The 14,570-nt window shown below is 72.6% G+C and carries 11 protein-coding genes and 3 pseudogenes; 9 read left to right on the top strand and 5 right to left on the bottom strand.

The features are described 5' to 3' along the window. The first annotated feature begins 4 nt into the window (after nucleotides 1–4). Nucleotides 5–850, top strand: a complete 846-nt coding sequence (locus DK389_RS01335; protein WP_109887008.1) for an EamA family transporter — start codon at nucleotides 5–7, stop codon at nucleotides 848–850. Nucleotides 851–860: 10 nt separating this feature from the next. Here the strand turns inward: DK389_RS01335 and DK389_RS01330 are convergent. Continuing rightward, nucleotides 861–2,071 (bottom strand): annotated as a pseudogene (locus tag DK389_RS01330) (penicillin-binding protein activator). 121 nt (nucleotides 2,072–2,192) lie between these two features. Between DK389_RS01330 and rsmI the strand changes: the two are divergent. Both rsmI and DK389_RS01320 read left to right on the top strand, forming a co-directional pair. Further along, on the top strand, nucleotides 2,193–3,149 hold the full coding sequence (gene rsmI, locus DK389_RS01325) for a 16S rRNA (cytidine(1402)-2'-O)-methyltransferase (RefSeq protein WP_109887006.1): 957 nt from the start codon (nucleotides 2,193–2,195) through the stop codon (nucleotides 3,147–3,149). Further along, on the top strand, nucleotides 3,139–3,522 hold the full coding sequence (locus DK389_RS01320) for a YraN family protein (RefSeq protein ID WP_109887005.1): 384 nt from the start codon (nucleotides 3,139–3,141) through the stop codon (nucleotides 3,520–3,522). Before rsmI ends, DK389_RS01320 begins: the two co-directional genes overlap by 11 nt. Before the next feature lie 11 nt (nucleotides 3,523–3,533). Here DK389_RS01320 and DK389_RS01315 read toward each other — a convergent pair whose 3' ends face one another. Then, nucleotides 3,534–3,923 carry a response regulator gene (locus tag DK389_RS01315; RefSeq protein WP_109887003.1) on the bottom strand — a complete coding sequence of 130 codons (390 nt, stop codon included), beginning with the start codon at nucleotides 3,921–3,923 and terminating at the stop codon, nucleotides 3,534–3,536. Nucleotides 3,924–4,215: 292 nt separating this feature from the next. Between DK389_RS01315 and DK389_RS01310 the strand changes: the two genes are divergently transcribed. The 3 genes and pseudogenes from DK389_RS01310 (at nucleotide 4,216) to DK389_RS01300 (ending at nucleotide 7,073) form a co-directional block, all read left to right on the top strand. After that, on the top strand, nucleotides 4,216–5,127 hold the full coding sequence (locus tag DK389_RS01310) for a glycine betaine ABC transporter substrate-binding protein (protein WP_418292092.1): 912 nt from the start codon (nucleotides 4,216–4,218) through the stop codon (nucleotides 5,125–5,127). Continuing rightward, nucleotides 5,124–6,335 (top strand): ABC transporter permease subunit, encoded by a 1,212-nt coding sequence (locus tag DK389_RS01305; RefSeq protein ID WP_109886999.1) that lies wholly within the window; start codon nucleotides 5,124–5,126, stop codon nucleotides 6,333–6,335. Before DK389_RS01310 ends, DK389_RS01305 begins: the two co-directional genes overlap by 4 nt. After that, nucleotides 6,332–7,073, top strand: a pseudogene (locus DK389_RS01300) (ABC transporter permease). Before DK389_RS01305 ends, DK389_RS01300 begins: the two are co-directional and overlap by 4 nt. Here DK389_RS01300 and DK389_RS31895 read toward each other — a convergent pair. The 3 genes from DK389_RS31895 to DK389_RS35145 all read right to left on the bottom strand — a co-directional run bounded on the left by DK389_RS31895 (nucleotide 7,063) and on the right by DK389_RS35145 (nucleotide 9,083). Then, the gene (locus tag DK389_RS31895) at nucleotides 7,063–7,317 is read right to left on the bottom strand and encodes a DUF6894 family protein (protein ID WP_162560437.1); all 255 of its coding nucleotides are present in this window, start codon (nucleotides 7,315–7,317) and stop codon (nucleotides 7,063–7,065) included. The pseudogene DK389_RS01300 and the gene DK389_RS31895 sit on opposite strands and share 11 nt — an antisense overlap. Before the next feature lie 157 nt (nucleotides 7,318–7,474). Next, the gene (locus tag DK389_RS01290) at nucleotides 7,475–8,557 is read right to left on the bottom strand and encodes a L,D-transpeptidase (protein WP_109886995.1); all 1,083 of its coding nucleotides are present in this window, start codon (nucleotides 8,555–8,557) and stop codon (nucleotides 7,475–7,477) included. A 55-nt stretch (nucleotides 8,558–8,612) separates the two neighbouring features. After that, nucleotides 8,613–9,083, bottom strand: coding sequence for an extensin family protein (locus DK389_RS35145; protein ID WP_335645515.1), 471 nt, complete (start codon nucleotides 9,081–9,083; stop codon nucleotides 8,613–8,615). A 482-nt stretch (nucleotides 9,084–9,565) separates the two neighbouring features. On the opposite strand from DK389_RS35145, the gene DK389_RS01280 reads away from it, so the two are divergent. The 3 genes and pseudogenes from DK389_RS01280 to dnaA all read left to right on the top strand — a co-directional run bounded on the left by DK389_RS01280 (nucleotide 9,566) and on the right by dnaA (nucleotide 14,425). After that, the gene (locus DK389_RS01280; RefSeq protein WP_109886993.1) at nucleotides 9,566–10,189 is read left to right on the top strand and encodes an alpha/beta hydrolase family protein; all 624 of its coding nucleotides are present in this window, start codon (nucleotides 9,566–9,568) and stop codon (nucleotides 10,187–10,189) included. 119 nt (nucleotides 10,190–10,308) lie between these two features. Next, nucleotides 10,309–12,349 (top strand): annotated as a pseudogene (locus DK389_RS01275) (M3 family metallopeptidase); the annotation flags it as partial. 582 nt (nucleotides 12,350–12,931) lie between these two features. Next, nucleotides 12,932–14,425: a chromosomal replication initiator protein DnaA gene (gene dnaA / locus DK389_RS01270; protein WP_109886991.1), complete on the top strand. Its 1,494-nt coding sequence runs from the start codon at nucleotides 12,932–12,934 to the stop codon at nucleotides 14,423–14,425. The last annotated feature ends 145 nt before the right edge of the window (nucleotides 14,426–14,570 follow it).

Raw genomic sequence — 14,570 nt, 5'->3', positions numbered from 1 at the left:
AACGATGGCAGCGGGCACCCTCGGCCTCGTGCTCTTCGCCGCCTTCCTGCATGCCGCCTGGAACACGCTGCTCCGCGGCGGCACCGACCGGCTCTGGTCGATGGCGGTGATGAACCTCGCCATGGGCCTGCTCGGCCTCGCCGGCCTCGCCCTCTACGGCCTGCCCGTCTTGGCGGCGCTGCCCTATGCGGCCGCCTCCGGCGCCATCCACCTTGCCTACAACCTCCTGCTCGTCGCGACCTATCGCACCGGCGATCTCGGCCAGACCTACCCGATCGCCCGCGGCTCCTCTCCCACCATCGTCGCGCTCGGTGCGGCGGTCGCGGCGGGCGAGCAGCCCGCTCCCGGCACCCTCGCCGGCATCGCGCTCGTCAGCGCCGGCATCCTCGCCCTGGCCTTCGCGCGCGGCAGCCTCGGGCGCAGGGGCCTCGGGCGCGGCGGCCTCGCCGCGGCGCTGGCGACCGGCACCGCGATCGCCGCCTACACCCTCGTCGACGGGCTCGGCGTCCGGGCCTCGGGCGATTGGCGCGCCTACTCGGCGGCGATGTTCACGTTCCACCTGATCCTGCCGGCCTGGCTCGTCCTGCGGCGCGGCGCCGGCGTCCTCGACGTCTCGGCCCGGGAGGCGCTTAAGGCCGTGGGCGGCGGGCTGATCTCGTTCGCGGCCTACGCGGCGGTGATCTGGGCGATGCAGCGGGGCGCGATGGGGGCCGTTTCGGCCCTGCGCGAGACGAGCGTCGTCTTCGCCGCCTTCCTCGGACGGATCGTCCTCGGCGAGCGCCTCACCGCGGAACGCCTCATCGCCTGCATCGTGATCGCGGCGGGCGCCGTGCTCATCGGGGGTGGCTGAGGCGAGGCCTTCAGGTCCCCGATTTCCCCAGCGTCCGCGGCGCCGGGCTCACCACTGTCGCGGCGTTGTTGCGGATCTCGTAGACCGCGAGCGCCCGGTCGCTCGTGCCCTCCGGCCGGAAGCGGAAGGTGCCGTCGACGCCGGAGAAGCCCGCGCCGTTCGTCAGCGTCGATTCGGCGAAGCGCTGAGATCCGTACTGGCGGCTGAGCGCCGCCGTCAGCGAGACGGAATCGTAGGCCAGCGAGGCGACGCGCGGCGGGCTCGACCCGAAGCGCGCCTGATAGCGCCCGGCAAAGCCCCCGAAACCCGCCCGGTCGGCCGAAGCGAACCATGCCCCCTGCAGCGCCGGCAGGGCGAAGACCCGGGGCTCGTTCCAGACGGCCGTGCCGAGCGGCCGCACCCGGCCGGCGAGAAGCCGGCCTTCGTGAGCGCCGGGGCCAGGGCGGCGAGGCCGTCCGGTGTCTCCGGCAGGAACAGCGCGTCGGCCTGCGCGGCCGGGCCGGTGATGACGCCGTTCAGGCGCTGAATCGCGGCCTCGGGCGCGCCCGGCGCGTAGCGCTCGATTCCCGCGAGACGCGCGCCCTTGCGCGCCACCGCCTCCCGGAACTGCGCCTCGACGGCGTTGCCGTAGCTGTTCTCGGGGATCAGGGCCGCGAAGGAGCGCTTGCCCCCCGCCACCGCCTCCTCGACCACCCGGTCGACCTCGGATTGCGGCAGGAAGCTGAGGAGGTAGACGCCCTTGGTGGCGACCGTCGCGTCGGTCGAGAAGGCGATGACGGGCTTGCCGGCCGCGCGCGCCGGACCGGCCGCCGCCTGGACGTTCGCCGCGAAGAGCGGACCGAGCACCACCTCGGCGCCCTCGCCGATCGCACCCTGGGCGGCCTCGCGGGCGCCGTCCGGCGTGCCGCGGTCGTCGCGCACCAGGATCTGCAGATCGGGCTGCTGGAACTCCTCCATGGCGAGTTCGGCCGCATTGCGCATGGCGGCGCCGAGGGCCGCGCCCTGGCCGGTCAGGGGCACGACGAGGGCGACCTTCACCGTCCCGTTGCCGATCCGCCCCGGCGTCGCTGCGGTTGGGCTGCCGGCGGTCTCGGGCGGCGGCGCGTTCCGGGCGGTGCGCGGTCCGTCGGGCCCGCCGATGCAGGCGGAGAGGGCGAGCGGCAGCAGGAATGCCGCGCCGAGTCGGGCGGTGCGCGTATGCTGCAGGCGGGATCGCGCCATCCGTGCTGTCCTCAAGCGGTGGCCGGTCTGCAAGGGATAGGACGCATGCGGGCAAAGCAATAGTGCGCGCAAGCCACGGCCCATTCCGCCGAACCTCCGCGCCGTGCCAATGTCCACAGCGATGACCCAGCGAATCGACAAGTCCGGCCGCCGCCCCGAGCCCGGGGCGCCGCGGCCGCCCGCCACCTTCACGGCCTTCGGACTCGCGGCGGAGGCCGAGCCGATCGGGCCGGGGCTGCACGTCGTCGCGACGCCGATCGGCAACCTGCGCGACGTCTCTTTCCGGGCGCTGGCGACGCTCGCCGCAGCCGACGCGGTGCTGGCCGAGGACACCCGCGTCACCCGCACGCTCCTGATGCATTACGGGATCACGACGCCCCTCGTCGCCTATCACGACCACTCGAACGAAGCGGTGCGCGAGCGGATGGTGGCGCGGATGAAGGCGGGCGAGGCCCTGGCGCTGGTCTCGGATGCGGGCACGCCACTCGTCTCCGACCCCGGCTTCAAGCTCGTACAGGCGGCGATCGAGGCCGGCTTGCCGGTGACGCCGATTCCCGGCCCCTCGGCGGTGATGACGGCGATCGTCGCGGCCGGCCTGCCCACCGACCGGTTCTTCTTCGAGGGGTTCCTGCCGCAGAAGGCGGGGGCACGGCGCAATCGCCTCGCCGCGCTCGGCTCCGTTCCCGGCACGCTGGTTCTGTTCGAGTCGCCCCACCGGTTGCCCGAGATGCTGGCCGATGCCGCCGAGACCCTGGGCGCTACGCGCCCCGCCGCCGTCGCGCGCGAGCTGACCAAGCTCTACGAGACGGTCCGCCGCGGCACCCTCGGCAGCCTCGGTGCGCTTTTCGCGGAGGAGGGCCCGCCGAAAGGCGAGGTCGTGGTGGTGATCGGCGCGGCCCCCGAGGAGGCGCCCTCCCAGGATTCCGACGCCGCTCTCGACGCGGCGATCCAGGCGGCGCTCGAGCGTCACTCGATCAAGGATGCGGCAAGCCTCGTCGCCGACGAGACCGGCCAGCCGCGCCGCCTCGTCTACGCCCGCGCCCTCGTACTCGCCCGGCGCGGTCCCGATGCGTCCTGACGACGCGGACACGCGGCGGCGCGCCACCTACCTGCGCGGGCGCCGCGGGGAGACCCTCGCCCTGATCGCCCTGGCGCTGAAGGGATACCGGCCACTCGCCCGGCGATTCTCGGCCGCGGGCGGCGAGATCGACCTCGTCATGCGGCGCGGAGGCACCATCGCCTTCGTCGAGGTCAAGGCGCGCGCGCGCCTCGCGGCGGCGCAGGAGGCGATCCATGCGGAGAAGCGTCGACGGTTCTCGCGGGCGGTGCGGGCCTGGATCGGCCGCAACCCGCATTTCGCCGGGCTGACCTTCCGGGCGGACGCGGTCTTCCTGGAGCACGGAGCGTGGCCCGTGCACCTCGTCGACGCCTTCCCGATCGAGGGGCTGTGAGGTCCGGCGGGCTAGCGCCGCGCCGCGCTCATCGCAGAGATCAGGGTGCGCTTGAGATCCGCTTGGCTGAAGGGCTTCTGCACCACCGGCCGGTCGCGGAACGGCTCGCGGATGCCGGCGCCGCCGTAGCCCGTCGAGAAGACCAGCGGCAGGTCGCGCTTCACGATCGCCTCCGCCACCGGATAGATCGGTTCGCCGGCGACGTTGACGTCGAGGATGGCGACCTCGAAGGTCTCTGCCTCTGCCATCTCCAGGGCGGTGGCGAGGCGTGCCGCAGGACCGACCACCGTGCAGCCGAAGTCGAGCAGCATGTCCTCGAGCAGCATCGAGATGGCCGCCTCATCCTCGACGACGAGCACCCGGGCGCCGTTGAGCAGATCGTCGTTAGCTTCCGCACTCACGCCGGATGGTCTTCCCTTGGATTCGTCCCGTCTGTGGGACGTTGCCTGCGAAGGTCGTGGTTGTATCGCGGAACGCAGCGCCTCCCGTCGCGTCCGCGCCAGTCGGCCTCCGGGGCGATGCCCGAAACCGTCCGAGCCGTCGCCCGGAACGCCGGGCGTGTCAAGCGCCCGGAGAGCCGCAACGGCGAGGCTTCGCGACGCGATGTTACGCGGTGATACATTTTCTCCGCTCAGTGCTGCAACCCTGCATCGGGGCAGGGGAGCACAACCATCGGTTTCCGTCGCGGCGGGCATTCGTCGACGCGGCCTCCTCGCCGCCGTCCTGTCGCTCCCGGTCCTGCGCGGCGCCGGGGCGGCGGAGGGGCGGCCGGTGGTGGTGGCCTCGAAGAGCGACACGGAGGGCGCGCTCACCGGCAGCATGATCGCCCTCTGCCTGGAGGATCTCGGCATCCCGGTCGCGCGTCGGCTCGGCCTGGGGCCGACGCTGATCGTGCGCACCGCCCTTCTCTCGGGCGAGGTCGATATCTATCCCGAGTACACGGGAAACGGCGCCTTCTTCACGGGCACGGAATCCGACCCTCTCTGGAAGGATGCCGGGAAGGCCTTCGAGGCGATCCGCGCGGCGGATGCGGGGCGCGGCCTCGTCTGGCTCTGCCGGGCGCCGGCCGACAACACCTGGCTCATCGCCGTGCGCGGGGACCTCGCGCGCCGGGAAGGACTCGTCAGCATGACGGATTTCGCGGGCGCCGTGCGCCGCGGGCTGATCACGCTCGCCGCCTCCACCGAGTTCGTGGAGAGCCCCGCGGCCCTGCCGTCCTTCGAGGCCGCCTACGGGTTCACGATGCCATTCGCGCGGATCATCAGCCTGCCGGGGGGCGACACCGCGGTGACCGCCCGCGCGGCGGCGCAGGGCATCAGCGGGGTCAATGCCGGCATGGTCTACGGCACGGACGGCGCGCTCGACGCCCTCGACCTCGCCGTGATGACCGACACGAAGGGCGCGCAGATCGTCTACGAGGTGGCGCCCGTCGCCCGGGCCGCCATCCTCGGCCGGTACCCGGAGATTCCGGGCAAGCTCGGGCCCCTGTTCGCCGCCCTCGACGCACCGACGCTGCGCCGGCTCAACGCCCGCATCACCGTCGAGGGGGAGGTGGCCGAGGCGGTGGCGGGACGCTTCCTGCGCGAGCGCGGCTTCATCGGATGAGCGTGCCCCTACCGGAGGGCGAGGGGAGACCGGAGCCCCGTGCCCGCGTCGCCGGCCCGCGTGCCCTGAGCCGGGCCGCCCGGATCGGGGCACCGATCGGCGCCGCCCTCTTCCTCGCCGCGCTCTACGGGCTGCCGCTCCTCTCGGTGGCGAAGAACCGGCTCGCCCTCGGCGATCCGGTCTACGCGGCGCGGTCCCTCGGCCCGGAGGCCCACAGCGCCGCCATCCTCGTCGTCGCGGCGGCGCTGATGATCCGGGCCCTGCCGTCCCGCCGCGTCGCGCTCGCCGCGGCGGGGCTCCTCGCGACCGCGCTTGTCGTTCTCGTGCTCGGGCTCGGCGGCGCCGCCGCGGACCTCGTCGCAGGGCGGCCGCCGGCCGCGCGGGCGAGCCTCGCGGCGGGCGCCTGGATCACGCTGGCGCTCCTCGTCGGCGGGATCGTCCTGTCGAGCCGCCGCGCGGCGCTGCCGGGCCTCGGTGCGGGGATCGCGGCCGTCGTCGCCCTCGTCCTATCCGTCGCCTGGCGGCAGGGCGTCCTCGACGGGCTCTCCCTCGCCGTCGAGTTCCGCGCGCGGCGGGGCCTCGTCGTGGCCGCGATCGGCGAGCATCTCGAAATCGCCGCCGGCGCCCTGCTGCTCGCCGGCCTCGGCGCCGTCCTGCTCGCCCTCTGGCGACGGGGGCAGAGTCTCGTCGAGGCTCTGGTCAGCGGCGTGCAGGTCGTGCCGGCGGTCGCCCTCTTCGGCGCGCTGGTTGCGCTGCTCGCGGGGCTCCTGCGGGCAGCGCCCCCCTTGCGCGACCTCGGGCTCGGAGCGCTCGGCGCGACGCCGGCGATCCTCGGCGTGGCGGCCTACCTGCTGCTGCCGCTGTGGCGCGGCCTGAACCGTGCCCTGCAGGCTCCCGATCCGGCGATGCTCGACGCGGCCGCGGGCCTCGGCCTCACCCGCACCCAGACGCTGCTGCGGGTGCGGCTGCCGATCGGGGTGCCAATCCTGATCGGCGCCGTCCGGGTCGCCTGCGTCCAGAGCATCGGGCTCGCCACGCTGGGCGCGCTGATCGGGGCGGGCGGCCTCGGCCGCATCGTGTTCGACGGCATGGCGCAGTTCGCGCCCGATCTCATCCTCCTTGGCGCCATCCCGATCGTCGCGCTAGCGCTGGCCGTGGAACGCGTCCTCGGCCGGGCCGAGGCGGCCGCGCGGAGGCGGCGGGCATGAGCGGGCCGGCCGCATTCCTCGGACGCCTGCGTCCGGCCCTCGGCCTCGCCGCGGCGGGTTTGCTCATCGGCGCGCTCAGCCACCCGACGCTCGCCTCCCTCCTCGCCGCCGCGATCGGCGAGACGCCCCGGCGCGCCCTCAGCCTCACGCACCTGTGGGCGCTGGCTCTCAACCATCTCGCGCTCGCCGCGGGCGGGCTCGCCCTCACCGCCGGCCTCGGCGTCGCCCTCGGCATCTTCGCGACGCGGGAAGCGGCGGCATCGCTCCGGGGCGGCATCGACGCCCTCGCCGCGGCGGCGCAGGCCGTGCCCCGGTCGTCGTCGTGGCCCTGGCGCTGCCGGTGCTGGGCTTCGGGGGCCTCCGACGCTGCTCGCCCTCGTCTTCTACGGCGTGATGCCGGTCCTGCGCGGGACGACCTCCGCCATCGAGGCGGTCTCCCCGGAGACGCGCGAGGCCGCGCAGGCGATCGGCCTGACGCGGGCGCAGATCCTGGCGCGCGTCGAGATCCCGCTCGCCGCCCCCGGGATCATCGAGGCGCTCCGGACAGCCCTGGTGCTCGCCGTCGCGACGGTGGCGGTCGGGGCGCTCGCGGGCGCGCCGACCCTCGGGACCCCCGTCGTCGCGGGCCTTCAGAACCAGAACATGGTGCCGATGCTGCAGGGCACCGCCGCCACCGCCGCGCTCGCCTTCCTGTGCGACGCGCTGATGCTGGCGCTCGCCGCCCTCGTCAGGCGATGAGCGCCGCGGCGCCGACGCGCTCCGTCTCCATCCGCATGGTCGTGCGGAAAAGGGCGCCGCGCTCGTACGAGCGCACGGTGGCGACGAAGGTCTGGGGCTTCCCGTCCGGCAGGGTGGCAAGCGCCACGTCGTGCAGGACGCCGGCGACCGCCATGCGGGCCGCCTCGTCGTTCTCCAGCACGACACCCTCGGCATCGACGACGGCATTGCCGCAGATGACGATGTCGAAGAAATATCGCGGCATAGCCCGACCCCGAACCCCGGCGCCCGGACCCGACCGCCAGGCCGGAGCTTCGCCGTTGGATGCGTGCGCGCAATAACCCAGATCATTCCGGAAGCGGTCGAGCCCCTCCTTTGTTCGTGCGAGGCTGGGGACGGCGCCCGACATGGGCCGCGTCGCCTCACTCCTCCTTGAAGCTCACCGTCGCGCCGCGCTCGACGTGGAGGGCGAGGTCGCGCGCGTCCCAGTTCGTCAGCCGGATGCAGCCGTGCGATTCCGTCTTGCCGACCTTCTCGGGATCCGGCGTGCCGTGGATGCCGTAGGAGGGGATCGACAGGTCGATCCAGACGACTCCGACCGGGTTGTTCGGCCCCGGATGGATCGAGAATTTCTCTTTCGATTTCACGCCTGCGAACTGATATTTCGGGTTGTAGGTGTAGGCGGGCTCGAAGGCGACGCCCTTCACCTTGGCCTCTCCGCTCGGCGCCGGCTTCTCCTCGCTCCCGATCGAGGCCGGGTAATAGGCCAGGAGCTTGCCGTCCTTGTCGAAGGCGCGCAGATCCCGGCTCGCCTTGTCGATCTCGATGCGGCTGACCTTCGGGGCTTGCGGGAGGTCCTTCGCCTTCACCTTGCCGCGCCCGAGCGGCGGCACCGCCGCCACCGCGATGACCGTCCCGGCCTTGTCGAAGGCCGCGTCCGGGTTGAGGGCGCTCAGGAGGTCGCGGCTCATGTGAAACCGCTCGGCCAGCATCTCGCGGGGATTGGTGTAGCTCATCGCGTCGAGTTCCGCCTGCTCCTCCATCTTGGCCGGGATCTTCTCGACGAAGGGGCCGCGCACGTCGTCCTCGGTGATCGTGTACTCGGTGATGACAGGGTCGCTGCCCGCCGCCTGCAGCTTCTCGAACAGCTCGGGCGTCAGGCTCTTCGTCTCGGACAGGCCCTGGGCCTTGGCGAAGGCGTCGAGCGCGCCCTGGTAATTGTCGCCGTCGCGCCCGTCGATGGCACCCGGCGAGAAGCGCGCGCGGTCAAGCAGCACCTGCGCCTTCACGGTGAGCGGATCCGGGTCGTCGTCCTTCCGGCTCTCCTTCCGGGCCACCTTCTTCTGCGGCTTCGCGTCCTTGTCCTTCGCCTCGGGCGCGGCCGCATTGACGGCGTCGCGGTTGAGGGTGGGCGGCTCGCGCTTCGGCGCGGCGAGGCCGGGCGCCGAGAGACAGAGGGTCCCGACCAGGGCGACACAGGCCCGCAACGCAAACCGACCCGACATGACCCGACATCGCTCCGGGAGCGGCAGCGCTCCGGGCGATAAATCCTCAAGCCGCTCAGAGCGTTCCGCCGCTCATTGGCACAGACGGTGGCCGAGCTGCGCTCGCGCTCGTCGAGGTGCAGGTGGTTGGCGTGCGCCGCATCGGAGCCCGCCCGAGCACGGTGCGGAAGAAGCCGCAGGCGCGGGCGCGGACGGTTGCGAGGAAGCGCGCCTCGGGCGTGCCGTCCGGCGCGGCCACGACGGAGATCGGGGCCCGGCCGTCCACCGAGAAGCTCATCACGTCGATGCCGTTCGCGTAGGCGTGCTCGCTCAGCTTCGCGTCCGGATCATGGTTCTGGCCGCGGCACTCGTAGGAGGTGCCGATGGCGATCGCCTTCAGGGGCGCGCCGAGCTCGGACTCGGACGCTGCCTGCGCCTCGGTCGCCCAGCGGGCCAGCGCCTCGGCCGCGCCGCAGACCAGGGTGGCCGATTGGGGCAGCGCCACCCCTCCAGAGCCGTGAGCTTCACGGGGCTCGCCGCGCCGCATTGACCGTTCTCGATCCGCGGCAGGGCCTCGAAGATCGCGCCGAGGCGCTTGAGGCGGATTCTGCAGGCCCCGTCATCGGCGCGGCGACCTTGAGCGCGAGGGCCGCCTCACCGGACAATTCCGGCGGCCGGGTCGGCGGCAGCGGCGGCGGGGAGGGCGCCTCCGCGGCCGGAGCGGTGCCGGGGCGGCCGGCTTCAGCTCGGGCGGGCGCTCGGGCGGCAGCGGCGTCTCCGGCGCGGCCGGGACGATCGCGGGCTTGAGTTCCTGCGGGCGCTCCGGCGGCAACGGCGCCGCACTGGCCGGGCCCGACTCGCGGGTGGGCTCCGCCCTCGCGCCGAGGGGCGAAACCGTGGCAAGGAGGAGCGCGACGGCGAGCGCCGCAGGGCCGGCAGGCTGACGCGACACCGGAATCCGGACGGGGTAACGACGCGCGCGCATGCCAGACTTGTCCCCTCCCGCCGGCACCCGCGAGACGCGGATCTGTGCCGGGCATCCCCTCACGATCGAGGTGTTCGCTCCCCCGACAAGGACGGCGATACAACGCGCACGATCATTCTGCTCCACGATGCGGCGGGCGCCGGACCGGATCGGCCCGTCCGCCGCGAGGCCGCTACGCTCGCGCGGGCCGGGTTCGCGGTGTTGCTGCCGCACTATCTCGGCCGGACCGGGCAGGAGCGGGCAGGCTTTTCCGAGATTGCCCGGCATTTCGGCGCCTGGCGGGACAGCCTTGCGGACCTGCTCCGGCAGGCCGGGCTCGGGCCGCGGGCGGGATCGGGCTTTGCGGGCGCTCGCTCGGGGGTGCCCTCGCCCTCGCGATCGCGCTGGAGGCCGGGGACGTGGCGGCGCTCGCCCTGCGCTCGGCCTTCCTCCCGCCGGAGATCGCCGGCCGCGCCCTCGTCCTGCCGCCGATCCTCGCGCAGCACGGGAGCCGCGACGTGCTGGTTCCGGCAAGCCACGCGGCGCGCATCGCCGAAGGCGTCGCCACGGCGGGCGGAAGCTGCCGGCTCGCCCTCTATCCGGATCAGGCCCACGCCTTCGATGCCCGCACCGACGCGGCGGCGACGGCGCAGGCGGTGGCGTTCCTGCGGGAGCACCTGCGGGGCTGAGGGGCCTCGCGCGCCTTTGCAGGGGCCGCCGTGGGCCCCTATCTTGCGACGGATCGCGGGCCGCGTCGCCCGCGCGCACGATCGAGGACCGGCATGAGCGCAGGACTGGATGCAGCGGGCTGCAAGGGCTCGCGCCCGCCAACCCGTTCTCGGAACCCACCTGGGACACGCCCCACGGCCTGCCGCCCTTCGAGCGGATCCGGCCCGAGCATTTCCTGCCGGCCTTTGAGGAGGCGCTGCGCGCGCACGAGGCCGAGATCGCGGACATCGCCGGGAACGCCGCGCCGCCGACCTTCGCCAACACGATCGGCGCGATGGAGCGGGCGGGCCTTCCCCTCGACCGGGTGGCCTCCGTCTTCTTCAACCTGACCGGCAGCCACACGAACCCGGAGCTGCAGGCGGCCGAGCGGACCATCGCGCCGCGCCTCGCCCGGCACGGCAGCGCCATCTACCTGAACCCGGAGCTTTGGGCGCGCATCTCCGCGATCGACCCGGCCTCCGAGACGCTGACGGAGGAGGAACACCGGGTTCTCGACCGCTACCGCACCCGTTTCCGCCGCTCGGGCGCCGATCTCGGCCCCGAGGCGAAGGCGCGGGTCGCCGAGATCGCGGCGCGCATGGCCGAACTCGGCACCCAGTTCAGCCAGAACCTGCTCGCCGACGAGAGCGGCTTCGAGCTGCCGCTCGCCGAAGAGGCGGATCTCGCCGGGCTGCCGCCCTTCCTGCGCGCGGCCGCCGCGAGCGCGGCCGCCGAGCGCGGCGGTCGGCATGCGCACGTCATCACCCTGTCGCGCTCGCTGATCGAGCCCTTTCTCGTCTTCTCGACCCGCCGCGACCTGCGCGAGCGCGCATACGAGGCCTGGATCCGCCGCGGCGAGTTGGGCGGCCGGACCGACAACCGGGCGATCATCGCCGAGATCGTGGCGCTCCGCGCCGAGCGCGCACGCCTTCTCGGCTTCGAGAGCTTCGCCCATTTCAAGCTCGACGACACCATGGCAGGCTCGCCGGACGCAGCGATGGAACTCCTGCGCGATGTGTGGGCACCGGCCCGGCAGCGGGCTGGGGCGGAGCGCGATCGGCTGCAGGGGCTGATTCAGGCGGAGAGGCGGGAATTTCGCCCTCCAGGCCCATGATTGGCGCCACTACGCCGAGAAGCTGCGCCGGGCCGAGCACGATCTCGACGAGAGCGCGGTGAAACCGTACCTGCCGCTCGAGGGCATGATCGCGGCGGCCTTCGACACGGCGAGCCGCCTGTTCGGCCTGCGCTTCGCGGAAGTGCCGAACGTTCCGCGCTACCACCCGGACCTGCGGGCCTGGCGCGTCTCGAACGCCGACGGCTCGGAGGTGGGGCTGTTCCTCGGCGATTACTTCGCCCGTCCCTCGAAGCGCAGCGGCGCCTGGATGAGCGCCTTCCGCTCGCAGGAACGCCTCAACGGCACGGTGACGCCGATCATCGTCAACGTCATGAACTTCGCCCGCGCGCCCGAGGGCGAGGCGACGCTCCTCTCGTTCGACGACGCCCGCACCCTATTCCACGAATTCGGCCACGCCCTGCACGGCCTCCTGTCGGACGTGACGTACCCGCTTCTCTCCGGCACCGCCGTCTCGGGCGATTTCGTGGAATTGCCCTCGCAGCTCTACGAGCACTGGCTGGAGCAGCCGGAGGTTCTGCGGGAGCATGCTCGCCACCACCTTACCGGCGAGCCGATGCCGGAGGCGCTGCTCGAACGTCTCCTCGCGGCCCGGACCTTCAACCAGGGCTTCGCGACGGTGGAATACGCCGCCTCGGCGATCGTCGACATGACGCTCCACCTCTCGGCCGCCGGCGAGGACGGCCTCGACGTGCCGGCCTTCGAGGCGGACGCCCTGCGCCGCATCGCCATGCCGGCCGAGATCGGCATGCGCCATCGCTCGCCGCACTTCGCGCACATCTTCTCGGGCGACGGCTACGCGGCCGGCTACTACAGCTATCTCTGGTCGGAAGTGCTGGATGCCGACGCCTTCGACGCGTTCCGCGAGGCGGGCGACATTTTCCACCCCGAAACCGCTGAGCGCCTGCGCCGCTTCGTCTACGGGGCCGGCAATCTCCGCGACGCCCGCGCGGCCTACACCGCCTTCCGCGGCCGCCTGCCGAGCATCGATCCGCTGCTGAGGAAGCGGGCCTCGCGGCCTGACCGAACCCGCGCCGCCGCGTGCCCCCTCCGCGCCCCGTCCCCTGAGCGTCAGCGAAACGCGAGCGGCGATCCGTCGAGAGAGGCGGGCGAGCGCCGCTGCGCGACGGCGTGTGCCGACGCTTGATGCGTCATGCCTCTGCCCGCGCCGATTCCTGCGAGCGCGGGGCACAAACACGCACCGCATCCACCGTTCGTTAACTCTGTCCACGAATCTGTTCTGTTGCGGCGATCCCCACGCGAGTGTAGCTTAACAAAAGCTAACGCAACTCCAGACACTTCTCAGCTTGTGCGTCGCTTGTCCGAATCATCCGCAAGATCAGGCACGTGGCTCGACTCTGCGTCCGCTCACTCCGCGAATTTCGATGCCGGTTTTGCCTTTCCCCGCAAGTCCCACTGTTAGGAGAACCGTAGCGAATTGTTGATAGGCTACCTCAGTCGGCAAAAGGCTGCCGTCTAGGGCTTGACTCTGCTGATGATCTGCGTCTCGCCGTTCAGAGCGGGACGTCAAGCGTGGTGTTGCGTACGTTCCGAACGGCGGTCCTCCGCCCTCGGCGCGAGGAGAGCGAGAATGCGTGTGGACGGCAGCTTGGCGGACGGCGGCAACGGCGATAACGGCTCGGGTGGGCAGGAAATCGCCGCCGCTTGGTCGCGCGTGAAGCGGCGCCTGCGCGCCGAACTCGGTGAGGACGTCTTCGCGAGCTGGTTCGCGCGGCTCGAACTGGAGGCTGTCTCGGCCGGCACGGCCCGCCTCACGGTGCCGACCCGCTTCCTCAAGAGCTGGATCGAATCCCACTATCTCGACCGGGTGCTGAACACCTTCCGCAGCGAGGCCGACGAGGTCGCGCGCATCGAGGTCTCGGTCCGCGGACCTGCCGCCCCCGTCCGTGCGGTCGCCCCCGGCGCGGCCAAGCCCAACCCGACGAGCGGCCCGCTCGCGCGCCTGCACGCCGCCGGAACGCCCGCTCCGGCCCCCGTCGCCGTCGCGGAGCCCGATTCCGCCCTGCGCGGCGAGCCGGGCGATCTCAACGGCGCCCCCCTCGACGGGCGCCTCACCTTCACGAGCTTCGTCGTCGGCCGCTCGAACGCGCTGGCGCACGCGGCGGCCGAGCGCGTCGCCCGCCACGAGGGCGAGGGCGCCCTCTACAACCCGCTCTACTTCCACGCAGGCGTCGGCCTCGGCAAGACGCACCTGCTGCACGGGATCGGCCACGCCGCCCGCGACGCGGGCCGCCGGGTGATCTACCTGACGGCCGACCGCTTCATGTACGGCTTCGTCAACGCCCTGAAGACCCAGAACGCGCTCGCCTTCAAGGAGCGCCTGCGGGCGATCGACCTCCTCATCCTCGACGACGTCCAGTTCATCCAGGGCAAGTCGATCCAGGCCGAGTTCGGCCACACCATCAACGCGCTGATCGATGCGGGCCGCCAGGTCGTCGTCGCCTCCGACCGGCCCCCGACCGAGCTCGAAGCTCTCGACGAGCGCGTGCGCTCGCGCCTCGCCGGCGGCCTTGTGGTCGAGATCGGCAATCTCGACGAGCAGCTGCGCACCTCGATCCTCGCCGCGCGGCTCGCCGCCGTGCGGGCGAGCCACCCGAACTTCGAGGTCTCGCCGACGGTCGCCGCCTACGTCGCCAAGGCGATCACGGCGAACGGCCGCGATCTCGAGGGCGCCGTGAACCGCCTCCTCGCCCACGCGACGCTCACCGGCACCGCCGTGACGCTGGAGACCGCGGAGACCGCGATCCGCGACCTCGTCAAGAACCGCGAGCCGAAGCGCATCAAGATCGAGGACATCCAGAAGCTCGTCGCCTCCCGCTACAACGTCTCGCGCTCCGACATCCTGTCCGAGCGGCGCACCGCGGCCGTCGTGAAGCCCCGCCAGATCGCCATGTACCTCTCGAAGGTGCTGACTCTGCGCTCGCTGCCCGAGATCGGCCGCCGCTTCGGCGGGCGCGACCACACCACCGTTCTGCACGCCGTGCGCAAGATCGAGAAGCAGATCGGCGAGGACGCAGTGCTGGGCGACGAGGTCGAGCTCCTGAAGCGGATGCTGCAGGACTGACGCCCCGCGCCGACCGGGCATCTCAACGTGCGAACGGGAGAGGGGCCTGCGCCTCCGACCTCTCCCGTCCGGGAGAGGTCGAGCGCGCGTCAGCGCACTGGCTGAGGGGTGCGACCTCTCCGGTGAAGCCCGAACTTCTCACGCC

Origin of the sequence: Methylobacterium durans (genome assembly GCF_003173715.1) — a bacterium.
GTDB lineage: Bacteria > Pseudomonadota > Alphaproteobacteria > Rhizobiales > Beijerinckiaceae > Methylobacterium > Methylobacterium durans.
The sequence above is the reverse complement of the archived record's forward strand: the minus strand, read 5'-3'. Positions and strand labels throughout refer to the sequence as shown.

Excerpts from the sequence above, each read along its gene's own strand:
- DK389_RS35145 (WP_335645515.1), bottom strand. The coding sequence starts at position 9,083 with ATGCGGCGCGGCGAGCCCCGTGAAGCTCACGGCTCTGGAGGGGTGGCG.
- DK389_RS01335 (WP_109887008.1), top strand. The coding sequence starts at position 5 with ATGGCAGCGGGCACCCTCGGCCTCGTGCTCTTCGCCGCCTTCCTGCAT.
- rsmI (WP_109887006.1), top strand. The coding sequence starts at position 2,193 with ATGACCCAGCGAATCGACAAGTCCGGCCGCCGCCCCGAGCCCGGGGCG.
- DK389_RS01305 (WP_109886999.1), top strand. The coding sequence starts at position 5,124 with ATGAGCGTGCCCCTACCGGAGGGCGAGGGGAGACCGGAGCCCCGTGCC.
- dnaA (WP_109886991.1), top strand. The coding sequence starts at position 12,932 with ATGCGTGTGGACGGCAGCTTGGCGGACGGCGGCAACGGCGATAACGGC.
- DK389_RS01320 (WP_109887005.1), top strand. The coding sequence starts at position 3,139 with ATGCGTCCTGACGACGCGGACACGCGGCGGCGCGCCACCTACCTGCGC.
- DK389_RS01290 (WP_109886995.1), bottom strand. The coding sequence starts at position 8,557 with ATGTCGGGTCGGTTTGCGTTGCGGGCCTGTGTCGCCCTGGTCGGGACC.
- DK389_RS31895 (WP_162560437.1), bottom strand. The coding sequence starts at position 7,317 with ATGCCGCGATATTTCTTCGACATCGTCATCTGCGGCAATGCCGTCGTC.